Raw genomic sequence first — 14,360 nt, forward strand, 5'->3', positions numbered from 1 at the left:
CCCGGTCGCTGTCAACGTCTCTTTTCCGCGACTCGTTTACCCACTGCCCACCACGTCTCGTGCCGCCGTAGTATCTTTCTCAGTAGGGCAGGGGATGCCTGGGACAGGAGATTTAACATGGACGGAACTACCAGAGAACACTACGATGTCGCCCAGATCATGGGCGGGCTGTACGGCGACGGCATCATCGCCTGCAAGGGGGCGTTCGAGCGCTCCTGGGTCGAGCAGCTGGGCGCGGATGTCGCGACCCTGTTCGACGAGGCAAAGGCGCAGCCGGGCGGCGCCCTCGAGCGCGGACCGAACCGCTACTACGTCGAAGTCCATCCCGAGCGCCTGCACGGCTTCGTCGACATCATCACCCATCCCTGGGTGATGGAGGTGTGCCGTTCGATCCTCGGTCCGAACTACCGCATCGTCGAAGTGGGTTTCGACGTGCCGGGTCCGGGCGCCATGCACCAGCCATGGCACCGCGACTTCGCGGCGGGGCCCGAGACCCTCGTCGGTCGCCGCCTCAGCTCGCTCGCCTTCAACATCACGACGGTCGACGTGAGCGACGACATGGGGCCCTTCGAGATCGCCCCCGGCACCCAGTGGGATGACCTGTCGGGCGGGAACCCGATGTTCCCGCCGCCGGGGCTATGGCCGCGCTACGAGGCGCGCCGCCAGCGCAAGCTGCCGCAGATGGGCGATATCTCGGCGCGTTCCGCGCTGGCGATCCACCGCGGCACCGCCAACCTCTCGAACCGCTCGCGGCCGGTGCTGGTGGTCGGCGCCGAAACCCCGGGCGCCTACAGCGCGGTCAAGCATGACCTGCAGGTGTCGCGCGCCTTCTACGAGCGGCTCGCGCCCGACGTGGCGCGCCACCTCCATTGCCGCGTGGTCGAGCAGCTCGAGCCGATCCAGCAGGCGCACACGATCGAAGGACTGCTGATGGGAGTGGCGATGGCGTGAGCGAACAGGGCCGGCCCGTCGGGATGGAACCCTCAGGGCCGGTCGGTCCAGGCGTGGCGGGGATGGGCGCGCAGCGCCTTGAGGTAGATGGCGACGGTCTCGCGCGCCATGCGCTGCGCCGTGAAGGCGCGCCCGACCGCCTGCCTGCCGGCCTCGCCGAGGCAGCGCGCCAGGTCGGGGTCGCCGATCAGGCGGCACAGCGCGTGCCGCAGCAGGGCCGCGCTGTCGTGGCGGTACAGCAGCCCGGTTTCCTCATCCTGGAGCGCTTCGGTGGTGCCCGGCGCGCGCGCCGCGACCACCGGCAGGCCGGCCGCCATCGCCTCGAGTACCGTGAGCGGATGGCCCTCGAGCTCCGAGGGCAGGCAGTACGCATCGGCCGCGGCCATCAGCTCGCCCACATCGTGGCGGAATCCAAGGAAACGCACATGGCCGGCCACGCCGAGCCGGGCCGCCTGCGTGCGCAGCTCTTCCATCAGCGGACCGTCCCCGACCCACAGCAGCTCGACGCCGGGGTGGCGCTCCAGCACTCCCGGCAGCGCCTGCAGCAGGGTGGCGTGGCGCTTGCGCCCCACGAAGCGGGCCACCGTCAGCACGGCGAAGCGGCCGTCCAGCCCGAGTCCGGCGCGCAGCCCGTCCCGGGCGGCCGGGGACGGGGGCTGCTCGATGCCGTTGTAGACCACCTCGTAACGCTCGGGCGCGGCGCCGGAGGCCAGGAAGGTGCGGCGCGCCGCGCGCGAGACGCAGATCACGCGGTCGACCGGCGCGATGCCATGCACATAGGCCGCCTCCAGCGCGTGGTCGCGCGGGCCGCGCAGGGTGCAGGGCAGGTGCTCGGTGCGCAGCACGGCGGCCACGCCGCAGGCGCGCGCGCTGGCCGCCAGCGGGTGTCCTTCCCAGGCGGCGCCGGCATGCACGTGGCAGATGTCGGGCCGATGCTGCTCGAACAGCGCGGCCAGGCCCGGGCCGCCGCTCGCCAGCTGGTGGGCCGGCGCCACGCAGGCGCGCAGTCCGGCCAGCCGGGCCGCCTGCGCCCATTCGTGGCCATGGCGGGTGTCGGCGAACACCAGCAGCGGCTCCAGTTCGTGGCGCAGCGCCCGCGCCAGGGTCAGCATGTGGCGGCCGACGCCGCAGGGCGCGCGGCTGTCGCTGGCCAGCAGCAGGGTCGGACGGGCGCGCTGGCGCCGCACGAGCGGCAGCGGCGCGATCCGTCCCGCAGGACGGTGGATGGACTCGAGCATGGTGGAACCCGGGGAAGAGGCGTGGCGGGGCTCAGGACTTTTCCGGCACCGCCTGGGCGGGGATCGGGGTCTTCAGCGCGTCGGGCAGGGAATCGGCGATGCCGTTGTGCGGGCCCTGGCCGACCCGGCGCGCCTCGTCGGATTGCTGGTCGAGGCTGACTTCCTCGGCGATATCGAAGCGGCCGTCCCCGGCCCCCTCCTCGCCGGGCAGCAGCGTGTCGGAGCGGCTGTCCAGTCCGCCGCCGGCGGCGGGCTGCGCCTTGTCCCTGTCGGGATTGTTCGATTCGGCCATGATGTCCTCCTGATGTCGGTTTGCCATGGCCGGATTATGCGGTACGCCCCCGCCGGCGGGCGCACGCTAGCGCCGCTTCTCCTTGTGCGGCAGGTTCTTCTCGAGGATCGCCCACAGGATCAGCCCGTAGGCGAGCAGGCGGATCAGGTAGTGCAGCGGCGAGTCCTCGCCGCCCTGGTCCTTCAGGGTCGCGTAGATCCGGTGCAGCCCCTGGATCGCGAACGACAGCGCGAACCACAGGAAGAAGCGGTCGCCGGAACCGCGCCAGAAGCGCACGAAGAACAGGGCGATGGTCAGCAGGCCCATCGCGATCGCGCCGGCCAGGAGCTCATTCATGGCGTCATTCCTTTTCGTAGATCAGGCCGACCAGCAGCAGCAGGCAGGCCAGCAGGGCGCTGCCCAGCCGCAGCGGCATGAAGTCCACCGTCGGATACACGACCTTGTCCAGCAACAGGAACAGGTTATTCAAGGTCATGACCGCAAAGCAGGATCCGCTCCAGAACAGCAAACGGTAGCGGGTGCGCCGGTAGCTGGAGAACAGCAGCCAGGTGCAGGCCAGCGAGGTGAGGATGCACAGGGTGTAGATCAGCTCGCCCATTTCAGGCGTCCTTTCGCAGTTTGAAGGCGTCCGCGAACTGCTGCGCCTTGCGGTCGAGAGTGGAGTGGATCAGGTGGGTGACTTCCACCAGGTGCCTCGCATACAGGTCGGCCAGGCGGTCGATGCGTTCGCGCAGCGCCGCGCTGGCGGGGGCATACAGGTAGCCGGCGGCGGCGGGCGGATCGCTGCGGCGCGCCATGCCGGCGCGGCACAGGTCGTCGAGCAGGCCCTGGGCCAGCTTTTCGCGGGTATACAGGCGGCCGGCCAGCATCGCGCCGTCCCACTGCTGCGCGGGATCGGCGCGCAGCAGGAGCAGGGCTTCCAGGAACGGAACGGAGGGAATGCTGGTCAGCACGAAGCGTCGCAGCTCCTCCGGAATGGGGGCGTGGGTCATCCGCAAAGAACTGTTTCCCAGGAGGAATTTTTCGTTAGCAAAGTGAAAATTCTAACTGATTCTTTTTTGCAATGCATTTCAATCGTGTGCGCGTGTAACAAGATTGGCGTTACAACATTTCCCTCAGCTAGAATGCCGCCTGTCTTCACTCAGGCTGTCCACCATGTTCCGTACCCTCTTCGCCCGCATCGCTGTTGCGGGCGCGCTGTTCGCCGCCGGCGCCGCCCAGGCCGCCAGCTGCCCCGTTCATTACCTCGACGGCCGACCGCCGGAAATCCGCAATGCCAAGCTCGCCACCGCGACCCGCGAGCTGTGCTATGGCGTGTTCGGCGTCATGCATTCGGGCGTCACCCGCACGCCGCTGTGGTCGGCCGAATACCTGCGCGCCGATAACCTCGAGCGCGCCGAAGGACTGGACCGCGACAACGCCTTCCACGCCGAATCGCGCCTGCCGCCGTCCCAGCGCGCCGAGCTGTCGGACTATTCGCGCAGCGGCTTCGACCGCGGCCACCTGGCGCCGAACGGCGACATGCCGGACCGCCGCACCCAGCGCGAGAGCTTCTCGCTGGCCAACATGGTTCCCCAGAACGGCGAGCACAACCGCCATATCTGGGCCCCGATCGAGGGCGCGGTGCGCAAGATGGCGAAGAAGGAAGGGGAGCTGTACGTGATCACCGGCCCGGCCTTCCTCGGCACCAGCCTGCGCAAGGTCGGCAACGTGCTCGTGCCCAGCCACCTGTACAAGGTGGTGTACAGTCCCCGCCAGAAGGCGGCCGCCGCGTGGTTCATCGAGAACCGCGGCGACGCCCCGATCCATGTCATTCCGGTCGCCGAACTGGAGCGCATCGTCGGCATCGAGCTGCTGCCTTCGCTGAGCCGCCAGGACAAGGAGCGCATGCTGCGCCTGCCGAAGATCAAGCAGCGCCGCAACAACCGGTCGTAACCAGGAGCCCACATGAACAGCAAGAAGAAACAGCAGTCTTTCGCGCCTTTCGAGAACGAAGCCGAGGTCCTCGAAATCGGCAACCTGATGCTGGAGAACCGCGTCGACCGCATCACCATCTCGGGCGACGTCGACCTCACCGCCGACCAGCCCGGCCTGGCCGACGCGCGCCGCCTGCACCAGGTGCTGGGCGCGATCGTCGCCGCGCTCGAAGCGCGCGAACTGCCCGACCGCCTGCCGCCGCCCGACGTCAAGACGGTCGACAACCCCTTCGCCTGAGTCCCGGCGCCGGGCGTCCCTGCTGCCCGGCGTTCCCATCCTTTCCTCCCGGCCAAGGCCTCGCGCGTCCCGCGCTGGGTCCCGCTTCCCGCGCCGCCGTTTCCCCGTATTGTCGAGGGTCAATGGTGTGCGAGCTTCAGAAAGATTGGAGTAACCTCCGTCGGCATAGCCATCAAGGACGAGCAATCGATCCGATGCCAGGCAATCCAGCGCCGCCATGACCACCATACCGGAGGAACCACCATGCAACACACACTTGTAGCCGTGTACGACAACGAGAACGATGCCCAGAATGCGATGGATGAACTGCTCGCGGCGAACTTTTCCCGGGAGAACGTGCGGCTGTCGTCCGCGGGTCCGACCGGCACCACCGGCGCCGCGGGCATCCGCGCCGGCACCGACACCGATTCCGGCGAAGGGATCGGCGCCAGCATCAAGAACTTCTTCGGCGACCTGTTCGGCAGCGACGACGACCTTCGCGCGACCCGCTACGAAAGCGCCATCAGCGGCGGCAACCACGTGCTGACCGTGACCACCGATACGGAGCCGGACGTCGAACGCGCCGCCGATATCGTCGAGCGCCATGGGCCGATCGACATCGACGAGCACCATGACGGCGCCGGTCTGTCCGGTGCGCTGCCGGCATCCAGCCAGGGCCTGCAGCAGTCGTCGTCGATGTCGGCGCAGTCCGCGGCGCGGCAGGGCAGCCTGCAGGGCGGCGCTTCGCTGCAGCGGGATACCTCGGCGGCCTCGATCCCGGTGGTGGAAGAGCAGCTCAAGGTCGGCAAGCGCGAAGTGCAGCGCGGCGGCGTGCGCATCTTCTCGCGCGTGGTCGAGACCCCGGTGGACGAGACCATCGGCCTGCGCGAAGAGGAGGTCAAGGTCGAGCGCCACCGCGTCGACCAGCCGCTCAGCCCTTCCGACGCGACCGCCTTCAAGGAGCAGTCGATCGAGATGCGCGCGACCGGCGAGGAAGCCGTGGTGCAGAAGTCGGCGCGCGTGGTCGAGGAAGTCACGGTCGGCAAGCAGGTCAGCGAACGCCAGCAGCAGATCCATGACACCGTGCGCCACACCGAGGTGGAAGTCGAGCGCCTCGGCGCCGCCGGCGCACGCGACGACGACAGCTATTACCGCAGCCATTTCACCAGCACCTATGGCGCCAGCGGCTCGTCGTACGACGACTATGCCCCGGCCTATACCTACGGTTCGCAGATGCGCGGCGACACCCGCTACAGCGGCCGCCAGTGGGACGAGGTCGAGAGCGACCTGCGCAGCGACTGGGAGTCGCGCAACCGCGGCGGCCTCTCGACCTGGGAAAAGATGAAGGCCGCGGTGCGTCATGGCTGGGACCGCATGACCGACGACGATCGTAGCGGCCGGAAAATCTGATCCGGCCACTTCCGGCCCCGCCGCCGCTTCCCGGCGGCACGATAAAACGGCGCCTTCGGGTGCCGTTTTGCTTGCCCGGCGTGATAGTCGCACCGCTGGGCAGGCGCGCGCCCGCCCCAGCGGGATTGGAGTAATCTCGACTCACATGCCCAGCGATTTCGAGGAGCCGACCAGATGTCCAGCACTACCCCCGCTTCCCCCGCACAGGAAAGCCTGTCCATTCCCGTGATCGAGGAACGGCTCGAAGTCGGCACCCGCATCGCTGAAACCGGCCGCGGCGTCCGAATCCACAAAACCGTCACCGAACAACCGGTCACCATCGACGAGCGCCTCATGCGCGACGAGGTGGAGGTCCGGCATGTTCCCGTGGACCGGATCGTGGCGGCCGACCAGGCTCCCGCAACCCGCTACGAAGGCGACACGCTGGTGGTGCCGGTGCTCGAGGAGGTGCTGGTGCTCGAGCGCCGCCTGCGCATCAAGGAAGAACTGCACATCACCCGCATCCGTCACGAGGAACGCCACCAGGACACGGTCGTGCTCAAGTCCGAGCAGGTCCACGTCGAGCGTTTCGACGACGACATCCCGCCGACGCCATGACGCTTACTATATAACGGAGGAACGACCATGCAACATACACTTGTAGCCGTGTTCGACAACCGCACCGATGCGCAGAACGCGCTGAACGAACTGCTTTCGTCGGGCTTCTCGAGCGAAGACGCGCGGCTGGCGAACGCCGATGCGGCCACCGACAGCCTCGGCGCGGACGCCAGCCTGGCGTCCGATCGCGACAGCGACACCGGCTTCGGCGCCAGCATCAAGAACTTCTTCAGCGACCTGTTCGGCAGCGACAATGCCGACCATGTCAGCCGCTACGAAGGCGCGGTGAGCAGCGGCCGCCACGTGCTCACCCTGACCGCCGATTCGCTGCCGGAAGTCGAGCGCGCCGCCGACATCGTCGAGCGCTACGGCCCGACCGACATCGACGAGCAGGCCTCGGGCTTCGGCGAAGTGCCGGGCAGCGCCGCCGCCATGCCGATGGGGATGAGCAGCGGCATGCAGAAATCGGCGCCGATGTCGGCCCAGTCCGCCTCGACCTCGCTGGAAGACGCGGGCGACCGCAAGCTCTACCAGCAGCAATCGCTGAACCAGGCCGAACCGATGGGCGGCACCTACCAGGAACCGATGGGCAAGAGCGGCCTGACGGCCACCGGCGGCACTTCGCTGCAGGGCTCGACCCTGCAGGAAAACTCGGTCCAGGGCTCGTCCCTCGAAGGCACCCAGAAGTCCGGCGTGGGCCTGGGCAGCTCGGCCCAGCAGGGCGGCACCCTGCGCGGCGCGAGCCAGCAGACCGGCACCCTGCAGGGCTCGGCGCTGGAAGGCTCGATCCGCGAGGATTCCCAGCAGCGCGCCGAGCTGCGCGACACCGACGACAGCCTGCTGAAAGGCTCGCGCATGGGTGCCGACATGCGCGATTCGGCTTCGATTCCGGTGGTGGAAGAGCATCTGCAGGTCGGCAAGCGCGAAGTGCAGCGCGGCGGCGTGCGCATCTATTCGCGCGTCGTCGAGACCCCGGTGGACGAGACCATCGGCCTGCGCGAAGAGCACGTGAACGTCGAGCGGCACCGGGTCGACCGGCCGGTCAATCCCGCCGACCTGGCCGCGTTCAAGGAGCAGACCATCGAGATGCGCGAGACCGCCGAGGAAGCCGTGGTCCAGAAATCGGCCCGCATCGTCGAGGAAGTCACGATCGGCAAGCAGGTCAACGAACGCCAGCAGAAGATCCACGACACCGTGCGCCACACCGAAGTCGACGTGCAGCAGCTGGGCGCCGGCATGGGGCGTTCGACGCTGGGCGACGACGACAGCGACTACCGCAAGCACTTCCGGAGCACCTACGGCGCGACCGGCGCATCGTACGACGACTACGTCCCGGCCTACAGCTACGGCTCGCAGATGCGGCGCGACGCCCGCTACGGCAGCCGCCAGTGGGACGACGTCGAGACCGACCTGCGCACCGACTGGGAGACCCGCAACGCCGGCGGCCCCTCGACCTGGGACAAGATGAAGGCGGCCGTGCGCCGGGGCTGGGACCGGATGACCGACGACGACGACAGCTACTACCGCAGCCACTTCCAGAGCACCTACGGCGGGTCGGGCGAGTTGTACGACGATTACGCCCCGGCCTACAGCTACGGTTCGCAGATGCGGCGCGACACCCGCTACAGCGGCCGCAAGTGGGACGAGATCGAGAACGACCTCCATGCCGACTGGGATACGCGCAACAGCGGCGGTCCCTCGACCTGGGAAAGGATGAAGTCGGCGGTGCGCCGGGGCTGGGACCGGATGACCGACGATGACGACGATTACTACCGCAACCACTACAGCTCGACCTACGCCACCAGCGGCCGCAGCTACGACGACTACAAGCCGGCGTACTCCTACGGCAGCGACATGGCGCGCAGCGAGAACTACCGCAACCGTCCCTGGGACGATGTGGAAACCGACCTGCGCAGCGGCTGGGACACCCGCTACGGCAGCAGCGGCACCACCGGCTCGGCCTGGCAAGACATGAAGGATGCCGTCAAACACGGCTGGAACCGCATGACCGACGACGACGACACCTACTACCGCAGCCACTGGAACGCCACCTACAGCTCGGCGGGCGACTCGTACGACACTTACCGTCCGGCGTATTCCTATGGTTCGCAGATGGCCAGCAGCGACAAGTACCGCGGCCGTCCGTGGAACGACGTCGAGAACGACTTGCGCACGGACTGGGAAACCCGCAACGCCGGCGGGCCGTCGACCTGGGAAAAGATGAAGGCGGCGGTTCGCCATGGCTGGGATCGCATGACGTCCTGATCTCATCGACGAGGCGCGTCCAGGGCTAACCGGCCCGCCACGCGCCGCCTGCCTCCAAGGGGCTGGGTCCTGTCTTGAACAGGACCCAGCCCCTTTTTCTTGTTTCTCCACGGATTCAGGGTCAGGTCTGTCATTCGGACACGAACGCACAAACCTTGCGAAATCTCATAACGGTTTTAAGTATGCCGAGATTTTTTCCTCATTCCGACATGGTCCGTGATGCGCGGGTTTCGGTGACAGACTGGAGCCGAGTATTGACGAGTTTGGAATTTACCAACCGGCGTTTTGAGATCGAGCAAAGATGCTCGATCGGTGTCCGAATGTCAGATCTGACCCCGAACCGCTTTTCTTGACTTTGTGATCACAAAATTTCCTGTTGGCACAATACTTGCGTTGGGCCATAGCATCCGCGCTGCATGAGGGGTGCCGAAACGACACGCCCGGATTGCTTGCCCTATTTGGTGCTGCCAGCAGGCATCTCGCACCAAATTCGTGCAAACCCGCAGCCGCGGGATCGCGAACCAGGATTTTGTTGAACACATCAGGCGGACATATGGCGGTCGAAAATTGCAGCATTGTGAGGAATCTGGAACCGGTACAGTCCAGCATGTGGCGGCATACGATGACGCAAGCCGGCCTCTCCAGCCAGCCGGAAGAGCTGGCGCATTACGGACGCTGGTGGATGGAGCGCTCGTCCTCGGACATCGCGCTGTCGGTGGTGGCGGCGCGCTACCTGGGCGCCGGCCCGGGAGGCCACTGCACGCCCAGCGCGTTCCGCAGGCATGTGGCGCCCGACGACCTGCCGCTCCTGTCCGACGCGCTGGCGCGGGCCGGACGCGGCGAGGCGATCGATTGCCACTTCCGCCTGATCGACCCGCTCGACGGCGCGCGCTGGCTGCGCATGCTGTCGATGGAGCCGAGCTCGCCGGCCATCGCCTGCGGCATCCTGATCGACATCACGGCCGCCAGGTATGCGGCGATGCGCGAGAAGTTCAGCTTCGCGCTGACCCAGTACCTGATCGGCACCGACTCGCTGGACGAGGCGGTGACCAGGATCATCCAGCTGGTCTGCGAGGACCTGGGCTGGGAATGGGGCGCCTACTGGGCCTGCGATCCCGAACAGTCCGGCGACCAGGTCTTGCGCTGCGAGCACTCCTGGCACGTCGACGACCAGCGCCTCGCCCCGTTCAGGCGCTACAGCGAGACCCTCGGGATGGGGCCCGACGCCGGCCGGGTAGGGAAGGTCTGGCAGACCGGGCAGGCGGAATGGATCGACGCCACGGTCGCCGACCCGGATTTCCTGCGCGGCGAGCTCGCCGCCGAATGCGGCCTGAAGTCGGGTTACATGTTCCCGGTCACCTATGTCGGCGCCGATGGCGTGCTCCAGAGTCCCGGCGTGCTGGAATTCTTCAGCAAGCTGCCGCGCCAGCGCGAGGCGCAACTGCCCGAGCTGTCGGCCTCGATCGGCGCGCTGATCGCGCTCACCGCCCAGCGCATGCTGGAGCAGGAACGGATCCGGCAGCTGGCGCTGACCGATGAAATGACGGGCCTGGCGAACCGCAACCATTTCCACACCCTGCTCGACGAGGCCTGCGCCAGCCTGCCGCGGGACCGGCCGTTCGGCGTGCTGTACATCGACCTCGACCAGTTCAAGCCGATCAACGACGCCTTCGGCCACCAGGCCGGCAATGTCGTGCTGAGCGAATTCGCCCGCCGCCTGAAGGCGCTGGCGCCGGGCGGCTGCGCCATCGCCCGCCTCGGCGGCGACGAATTCGCCATCCTCGCCCCGCAGCAGGTCGCGCCGGCCGGGCTGGACGAGCTGGCCAGCCAGGTGCTGGAGGCGGCGCGCGCGCCCTTCCTGTACCAGGGTAACGAACTGTCGGTCTCGGCCAGCGTCGGCATCAGCCTGTTCCCGGCGCATGGCGGCAGCACCGCCGAACTGCTGCACGCCGCCGATGCCGCCATGTACGTGAGCAAGCGCTGCGGACGCAACCTGGCCAGCTATTTCAGCGCCGACGTGAACGACCAGCAGGTCAAGCTGGCAGAACAGCTGACCCTGCTCTCGGATCTGCACAACGCCTACCTGCGCGAGGAATTCTTCCTCGAATACCAGCCCATCTTCGACAGCTTCAGCGGCCGCGTGGTGGCGGTCGAGGCGCTGCTGCGCTGGCGCAAGCCGAGCGGCGAGATCGTGCCGCCCGACCGCTTCATCCCGGTGGCCGAGCAGAGCCGCCTGATCGTCCACCTGGGCCGCTGGGTGACGGAGCAGGCCTGCCGCGACCTGCCGCGCCTGCACGCGGCCGGCCTGCACGACCTGAAGGTGCACATCAACATGGCGGCGCCCGAATTCATCGACAGCGAATTGCCGAGCGAGTTGATGGGGATCGTCACCAAGGCCGGCGTCCAGCCCTGCCACATCTGCCTGGAGCTGACCGAAGGCGTGGTCATGAGCCGCCCCGAGAAATCGATCCCGGTCATGCGCGAGCTGCGCCGGCTCGGCTTCGAGGTCAGCCTGGACGATTTCGGCATGGGCTATTCGTCGCTGTCGATGCTCAAGCGCCTGCCGATCTCCTCGCTCAAGGTCGACCGCTCCTTCGTCGCCGGCGTGCCGCGCGACCGCGAGGACTGCGCCATCGTGCGCGCGATCCTGGAACTGGGCCGCAACATGAAGATCTCGGTCATCGCCGAAGGCGTCGAGACCGACGCCCAGCTGGGCTTCCTGCGCCAGTTCGGCTGCCTGGTCCAGGGTTACCTGCAGGGCCGGCCGATGGCGGTCTCGAAACTGGTCGCCCTGCATGGAAGCGCAGCGCATCATTCACCCGATCACGTGGGCCCACTATGAATCCGAACACTCCTTTCGAGGTCGATACCTACCTGCAGTACATGCGCGACGTCACCCGCTGCGAGCGCTCCCTGCACGAGCTGGGCATGATGTGGCGGATGATCGAGTCCTCCGCCAGGATGAACTGCCCGCATGAAGCGCGCGCGATCCTGCCGACCATGGCGGCGACCCGGCGCGGCTTCGGCCAGCTGGAAAAGGAACTGGTGGCCAGCCTGGCGCGCGAAAAGGTCGGCAATGCGCTGGCCGAACTGGGGACCAAGGCCAAGTACGTCGCCGACATCGTGGTGCGCAACCTGTACGAGCGCACCGCCGACGTCGGCTTCCTGGCGACCGACCGCGAACTGTGCGCCTTCGTCGCCGGGCTGGACGACGACGCCGACGCCATCCGCCTGCGCCTGCGCGCCTATCGCAGCAAGTACACGGTGTACGACGAGATCATCCTGCTCGACCTGGCCGGCAATGTCCTGGTGCAGATCGACCAGGCGACGCCGCTGGAGGGGAGCCGCGATCCCCTGATCGCGCAGACGCTCGCCTGCGATGGCTACGTCGAAACCTTCCGCCACAGCGACCTGCGGCCCGGCCAGCGCCAGGCGCTGATCTATTCGCAGCGCATGCGCCACCCCGGCACCGGCGCCGTGGTCGGGGTGCTGTGCCTGTGCTTCGCCTTCGAGGAAGAGATGGCGCGCATCTTCACGGCCCACCGCGGCAGCGCGCGCTCGAACCTGCTGCTGCTCGACGCCGAGAATCGCGTGATCGCCAGCGCCGATCCGCTGTGGATCCCGCTGGGCGCCCAGGTGCCGGTCAACCATGAGGCGGCGCCGAAGCTGGTGACCCATGCCGGCCGCGAATACCTGGTGCGCACCTGCCGCTCGGCCGGCTACCAGGGCTATCCGGGGCCGGGCGGCTGGCAGGGCCAGGCCATGATCCCGCTCGATACGGCCTTCGCCAACGCCCATGGCGGCGTGGTCGCCGGGTTCGATCCCGAGGTGGCCGACGGCCTGCTGACCCATGCGCACTCGTTCTGCCCGCCGCTGTTCGACATCATGGGCGCGGCCGACACGATCCGCCGCGTGGTGTGGAACGGCCAGGTGATGACGGCCGGCCAGGGCGGCGAACTGGCCCGGCTCAGGAGCGTGCTGGAACAGATCAGCGAAACGGGCGCGCGCAGCAACGAACTGTTCACCCACTCGATCCGCGAGCTGTTCGACACGGTGCTGGCCTCCGGCCTGCGCGACAGCGAGTTCGTGTCCCACCTGCTGGTCGACCTGCTGGACCGTAACCTCTACGAGCGCGCCAACGATTGCCGCTGGTGGGCGCTGTCGCCCGTGCTGCGCGCAAGCCTGGCGGCGCGCGCCAGGGACAGCATCCCGGTGATGCAGGCGGTGCTGGCCCATATCAATGGCCTGTACACGGTGTACACCTCGATCTTCGTGTACGACCGCCATGGCGAGATCATCGCCGGTACCGGCGCCGGGCAGTCGCACACCAGGGTCGACGACGAGACGCTGGCCCAGGTGCTCGCGCTGCGCACCGAACAGGACTACCATGTGTCGCCGTTCGCACCATCGCGCCTGTACGGCGAACGGCCGACCTACGTCTACCACGCGGCCATTCGCCAGCCCGGCGACGGCGGCCAGGCGATCGGCGGCATCGGCCTCGTGTTCGACGCCGAGGCCGAGTTCTCCGCCATGCTGCACGGCGCCCTGGACGGGCAGGCGCAGGTGCATGCCTTCTTCATCGACCGCCGCGGCGCCATCATCGCCAGCACCGACCCGAGCCGCCCGGTCGGCGCCACGCTCGAGGTCGACGCCGCGCTGCTGGCCCTGCCCAATGGCCGCAGCGCGTCACGGATCGTCGTGCACGACGGGCAGTACGCGGTGATGGGCTGCACCGTATCGCATGGCTACCGCGAATTCAAGGCCAGCGACGGCTACCGCGCCGACGTCCTCGCGGTCGTGATCGAATCCTTCGGCGCGGTGCGCGCACGGCCGCGCCGCGCCGACCACGGCATGGCCCTGGTCGACCAGGGCGCCGGCAAGGCTGGCGGACCGGAATTCGCCACCTTCTTCATCGGCGGCGACCTGCTGGCGATCGCGGCCGAAGCCGTCCAGGAAGCGATGCCGGCGGCGGAGGTGTCGCCGGTATCGCTGGGCGACTACCCCGGGCGCGTCGGCGTGCTGCCGCTGGACGGCGGCGCCAGCTACGCCTGGGTGTTCGATCTCGGATTCATCCTGTCGGGCAGGGCGACCGCGGTCGACAGCGGCAGCCAGGTCGTCGTGGTACGCCACGCGGGCCGCACCATCGGCCTGCTGGTGAGCGAACTGCATGGGGTGGCCAGCTTCGACCCGGCGCAGATCGTCGAGCTGCCGCTGGCGGCGGGCCTGGGCGCCATGCCGGTCAGGCAGCTCATCAAGGCGAACCAGGGCAGGCTGCTGATCCAGGTGGTCGGGCTCGACTATCTGTTCCAGCAGTGGACGGAAGGCGAGGCCGGCGACGATGCCGGCGTCCTACAGGCGAGGGCCTAGGATGCGGCGCGCCGGTTGAATCGGGGAGTTGCCAACCGGCGCCGCTG

Annotated in this window: 13 protein-coding genes; 8 read left to right on the forward strand and 5 right to left on the reverse strand. The window is 68.0% G+C overall.

All coding sequences use genetic code 11. The annotated features are described in order from the left end of the window. The first annotated feature begins 117 nt into the window (after positions 1-117). Positions 118-951, forward strand: coding sequence for a phytanoyl-CoA dioxygenase family protein (locus tag H162_RS0113820; protein ID WP_020654068.1), 834 nt, complete (start codon positions 118-120; stop codon positions 949-951). Positions 952-983: 32 nt separating this feature from the next. Here H162_RS0113820 and H162_RS0113825 read toward each other — a convergent pair whose 3' ends face one another. From H162_RS0113825 to H162_RS0113845, 5 genes are all read right to left on the reverse strand, one after another. Continuing rightward, positions 984-2,189 carry a glycosyltransferase family 4 protein gene (locus H162_RS0113825; RefSeq protein ID WP_020654069.1) on the reverse strand — a complete coding sequence of 402 codons (1,206 nt, stop codon included), beginning with the start codon at positions 2,187-2,189 and terminating at the stop codon, positions 984-986. 31 nt (positions 2,190-2,220) lie between these two features. After that, positions 2,221-2,481 carry a hypothetical protein gene (locus H162_RS0113830; RefSeq protein WP_020654070.1) on the reverse strand — a complete coding sequence of 87 codons (261 nt, stop codon included), beginning with the start codon at positions 2,479-2,481 and terminating at the stop codon, positions 2,221-2,223. A 66-nt stretch (positions 2,482-2,547) separates the two neighbouring features. Beyond that, the gene (locus H162_RS0113835; protein WP_020654071.1) at positions 2,548-2,817 is read right to left on the reverse strand and encodes a DUF5985 family protein; all 270 of its coding nucleotides are present in this window, start codon (positions 2,815-2,817) and stop codon (positions 2,548-2,550) included. A gap of 4 nt (positions 2,818-2,821) precedes the next feature. Next, positions 2,822-3,079: a DUF5985 family protein gene (locus H162_RS0113840; protein ID WP_020654072.1), complete on the reverse strand. Its 258-nt coding sequence runs from the start codon at positions 3,077-3,079 to the stop codon at positions 2,822-2,824. 1 nt (position 3,080) lies between these two features. After that, on the reverse strand, positions 3,081-3,473 hold the full coding sequence (locus H162_RS0113845; RefSeq protein WP_020654073.1) for a hypothetical protein: 393 nt from the start codon (positions 3,471-3,473) through the stop codon (positions 3,081-3,083). A gap of 163 nt (positions 3,474-3,636) precedes the next feature. Between H162_RS0113845 and H162_RS0113850 the strand changes: the two genes are divergently transcribed. The 7 genes from H162_RS0113850 (at position 3,637) to H162_RS0113880 (ending at position 14,313) form a co-directional block, all read left to right on the forward strand. Continuing rightward, positions 3,637-4,416 carry a DNA/RNA non-specific endonuclease gene (locus tag H162_RS0113850; RefSeq protein ID WP_020654074.1) on the forward strand — a complete coding sequence of 260 codons (780 nt, stop codon included), beginning with the start codon at positions 3,637-3,639 and terminating at the stop codon, positions 4,414-4,416. A gap of 12 nt (positions 4,417-4,428) precedes the next feature. Beyond that, positions 4,429-4,695, forward strand: a complete 267-nt coding sequence (locus H162_RS0113855; protein ID WP_020654075.1) for a hypothetical protein — start codon at positions 4,429-4,431, stop codon at positions 4,693-4,695. Positions 4,696-4,938: 243 nt separating this feature from the next. Next, complete coding sequence (locus H162_RS0113860; RefSeq protein WP_026354622.1) at positions 4,939-6,084, forward strand: YsnF/AvaK domain-containing protein; 1,146 nt, start codon at positions 4,939-4,941, stop codon at positions 6,082-6,084. Between the two features lie 174 nt (positions 6,085-6,258). Then, a complete protein-coding gene (locus H162_RS30875) occupies positions 6,259-6,681 on the forward strand; it encodes a DUF2382 domain-containing protein (protein ID WP_040787394.1) in 423 nt (140 codons plus the stop codon). Positions 6,682-6,708: 27 nt separating this feature from the next. Next, the gene (locus H162_RS35270) at positions 6,709-8,946 is read left to right on the forward strand and encodes a DUF2382 domain-containing protein (protein WP_229452068.1); all 2,238 of its coding nucleotides are present in this window, start codon (positions 6,709-6,711) and stop codon (positions 8,944-8,946) included. A 622-nt stretch (positions 8,947-9,568) separates the two neighbouring features. Next, positions 9,569-11,788, forward strand: coding sequence for a putative bifunctional diguanylate cyclase/phosphodiesterase (locus H162_RS32690; RefSeq protein ID WP_156885607.1), 2,220 nt, complete (start codon positions 9,569-9,571; stop codon positions 11,786-11,788). After that, the gene (locus H162_RS0113880) at positions 11,785-14,313 is read left to right on the forward strand and encodes a chemotaxis protein CheW (RefSeq protein ID WP_020654079.1); all 2,529 of its coding nucleotides are present in this window, start codon (positions 11,785-11,787) and stop codon (positions 14,311-14,313) included. Before H162_RS32690 ends, H162_RS0113880 begins: the two co-directional genes overlap by 4 nt. The last annotated feature ends 47 nt before the right edge of the window (positions 14,314-14,360 follow it).

The organism is Massilia niastensis DSM 21313, assembly GCF_000382345.1.
Taxonomy (GTDB): domain Bacteria; phylum Pseudomonadota; class Gammaproteobacteria; order Burkholderiales; family Burkholderiaceae_D; genus Telluria; species Telluria niastensis.

Coding starts and splice junctions, on each gene's coding strand:
- H162_RS0113820 (WP_020654068.1), top strand. CDS start 118: ATGGACGGAACTACCAGAGAACACTACGATGTCGCCCAGATCATGGGC.
- H162_RS0113825 (WP_020654069.1), bottom strand. CDS start 2,189: ATGCTCGAGTCCATCCACCGTCCTGCGGGACGGATCGCGCCGCTGCCG.
- H162_RS0113830 (WP_020654070.1), bottom strand. CDS start 2,481: ATGGCCGAATCGAACAATCCCGACAGGGACAAGGCGCAGCCCGCCGCC.
- H162_RS0113835 (WP_020654071.1), bottom strand. CDS start 2,817: ATGAATGAGCTCCTGGCCGGCGCGATCGCGATGGGCCTGCTGACCATC.
- H162_RS0113840 (WP_020654072.1), bottom strand. CDS start 3,079: ATGGGCGAGCTGATCTACACCCTGTGCATCCTCACCTCGCTGGCCTGC.
- H162_RS0113845 (WP_020654073.1), bottom strand. CDS start 3,473: ATGACCCACGCCCCCATTCCGGAGGAGCTGCGACGCTTCGTGCTGACC.
- H162_RS0113850 (WP_020654074.1), top strand. CDS start 3,637: ATGTTCCGTACCCTCTTCGCCCGCATCGCTGTTGCGGGCGCGCTGTTC.
- H162_RS0113855 (WP_020654075.1), top strand. CDS start 4,429: ATGAACAGCAAGAAGAAACAGCAGTCTTTCGCGCCTTTCGAGAACGAA.
- H162_RS0113860 (WP_026354622.1), top strand. CDS start 4,939: ATGCAACACACACTTGTAGCCGTGTACGACAACGAGAACGATGCCCAG.
- H162_RS30875 (WP_040787394.1), top strand. CDS start 6,259: ATGTCCAGCACTACCCCCGCTTCCCCCGCACAGGAAAGCCTGTCCATT.
- H162_RS35270 (WP_229452068.1), top strand. CDS start 6,709: ATGCAACATACACTTGTAGCCGTGTTCGACAACCGCACCGATGCGCAG.
- H162_RS32690 (WP_156885607.1), top strand. CDS start 9,569: ATGACGCAAGCCGGCCTCTCCAGCCAGCCGGAAGAGCTGGCGCATTAC.
- H162_RS0113880 (WP_020654079.1), top strand. CDS start 11,785: ATGAATCCGAACACTCCTTTCGAGGTCGATACCTACCTGCAGTACATG.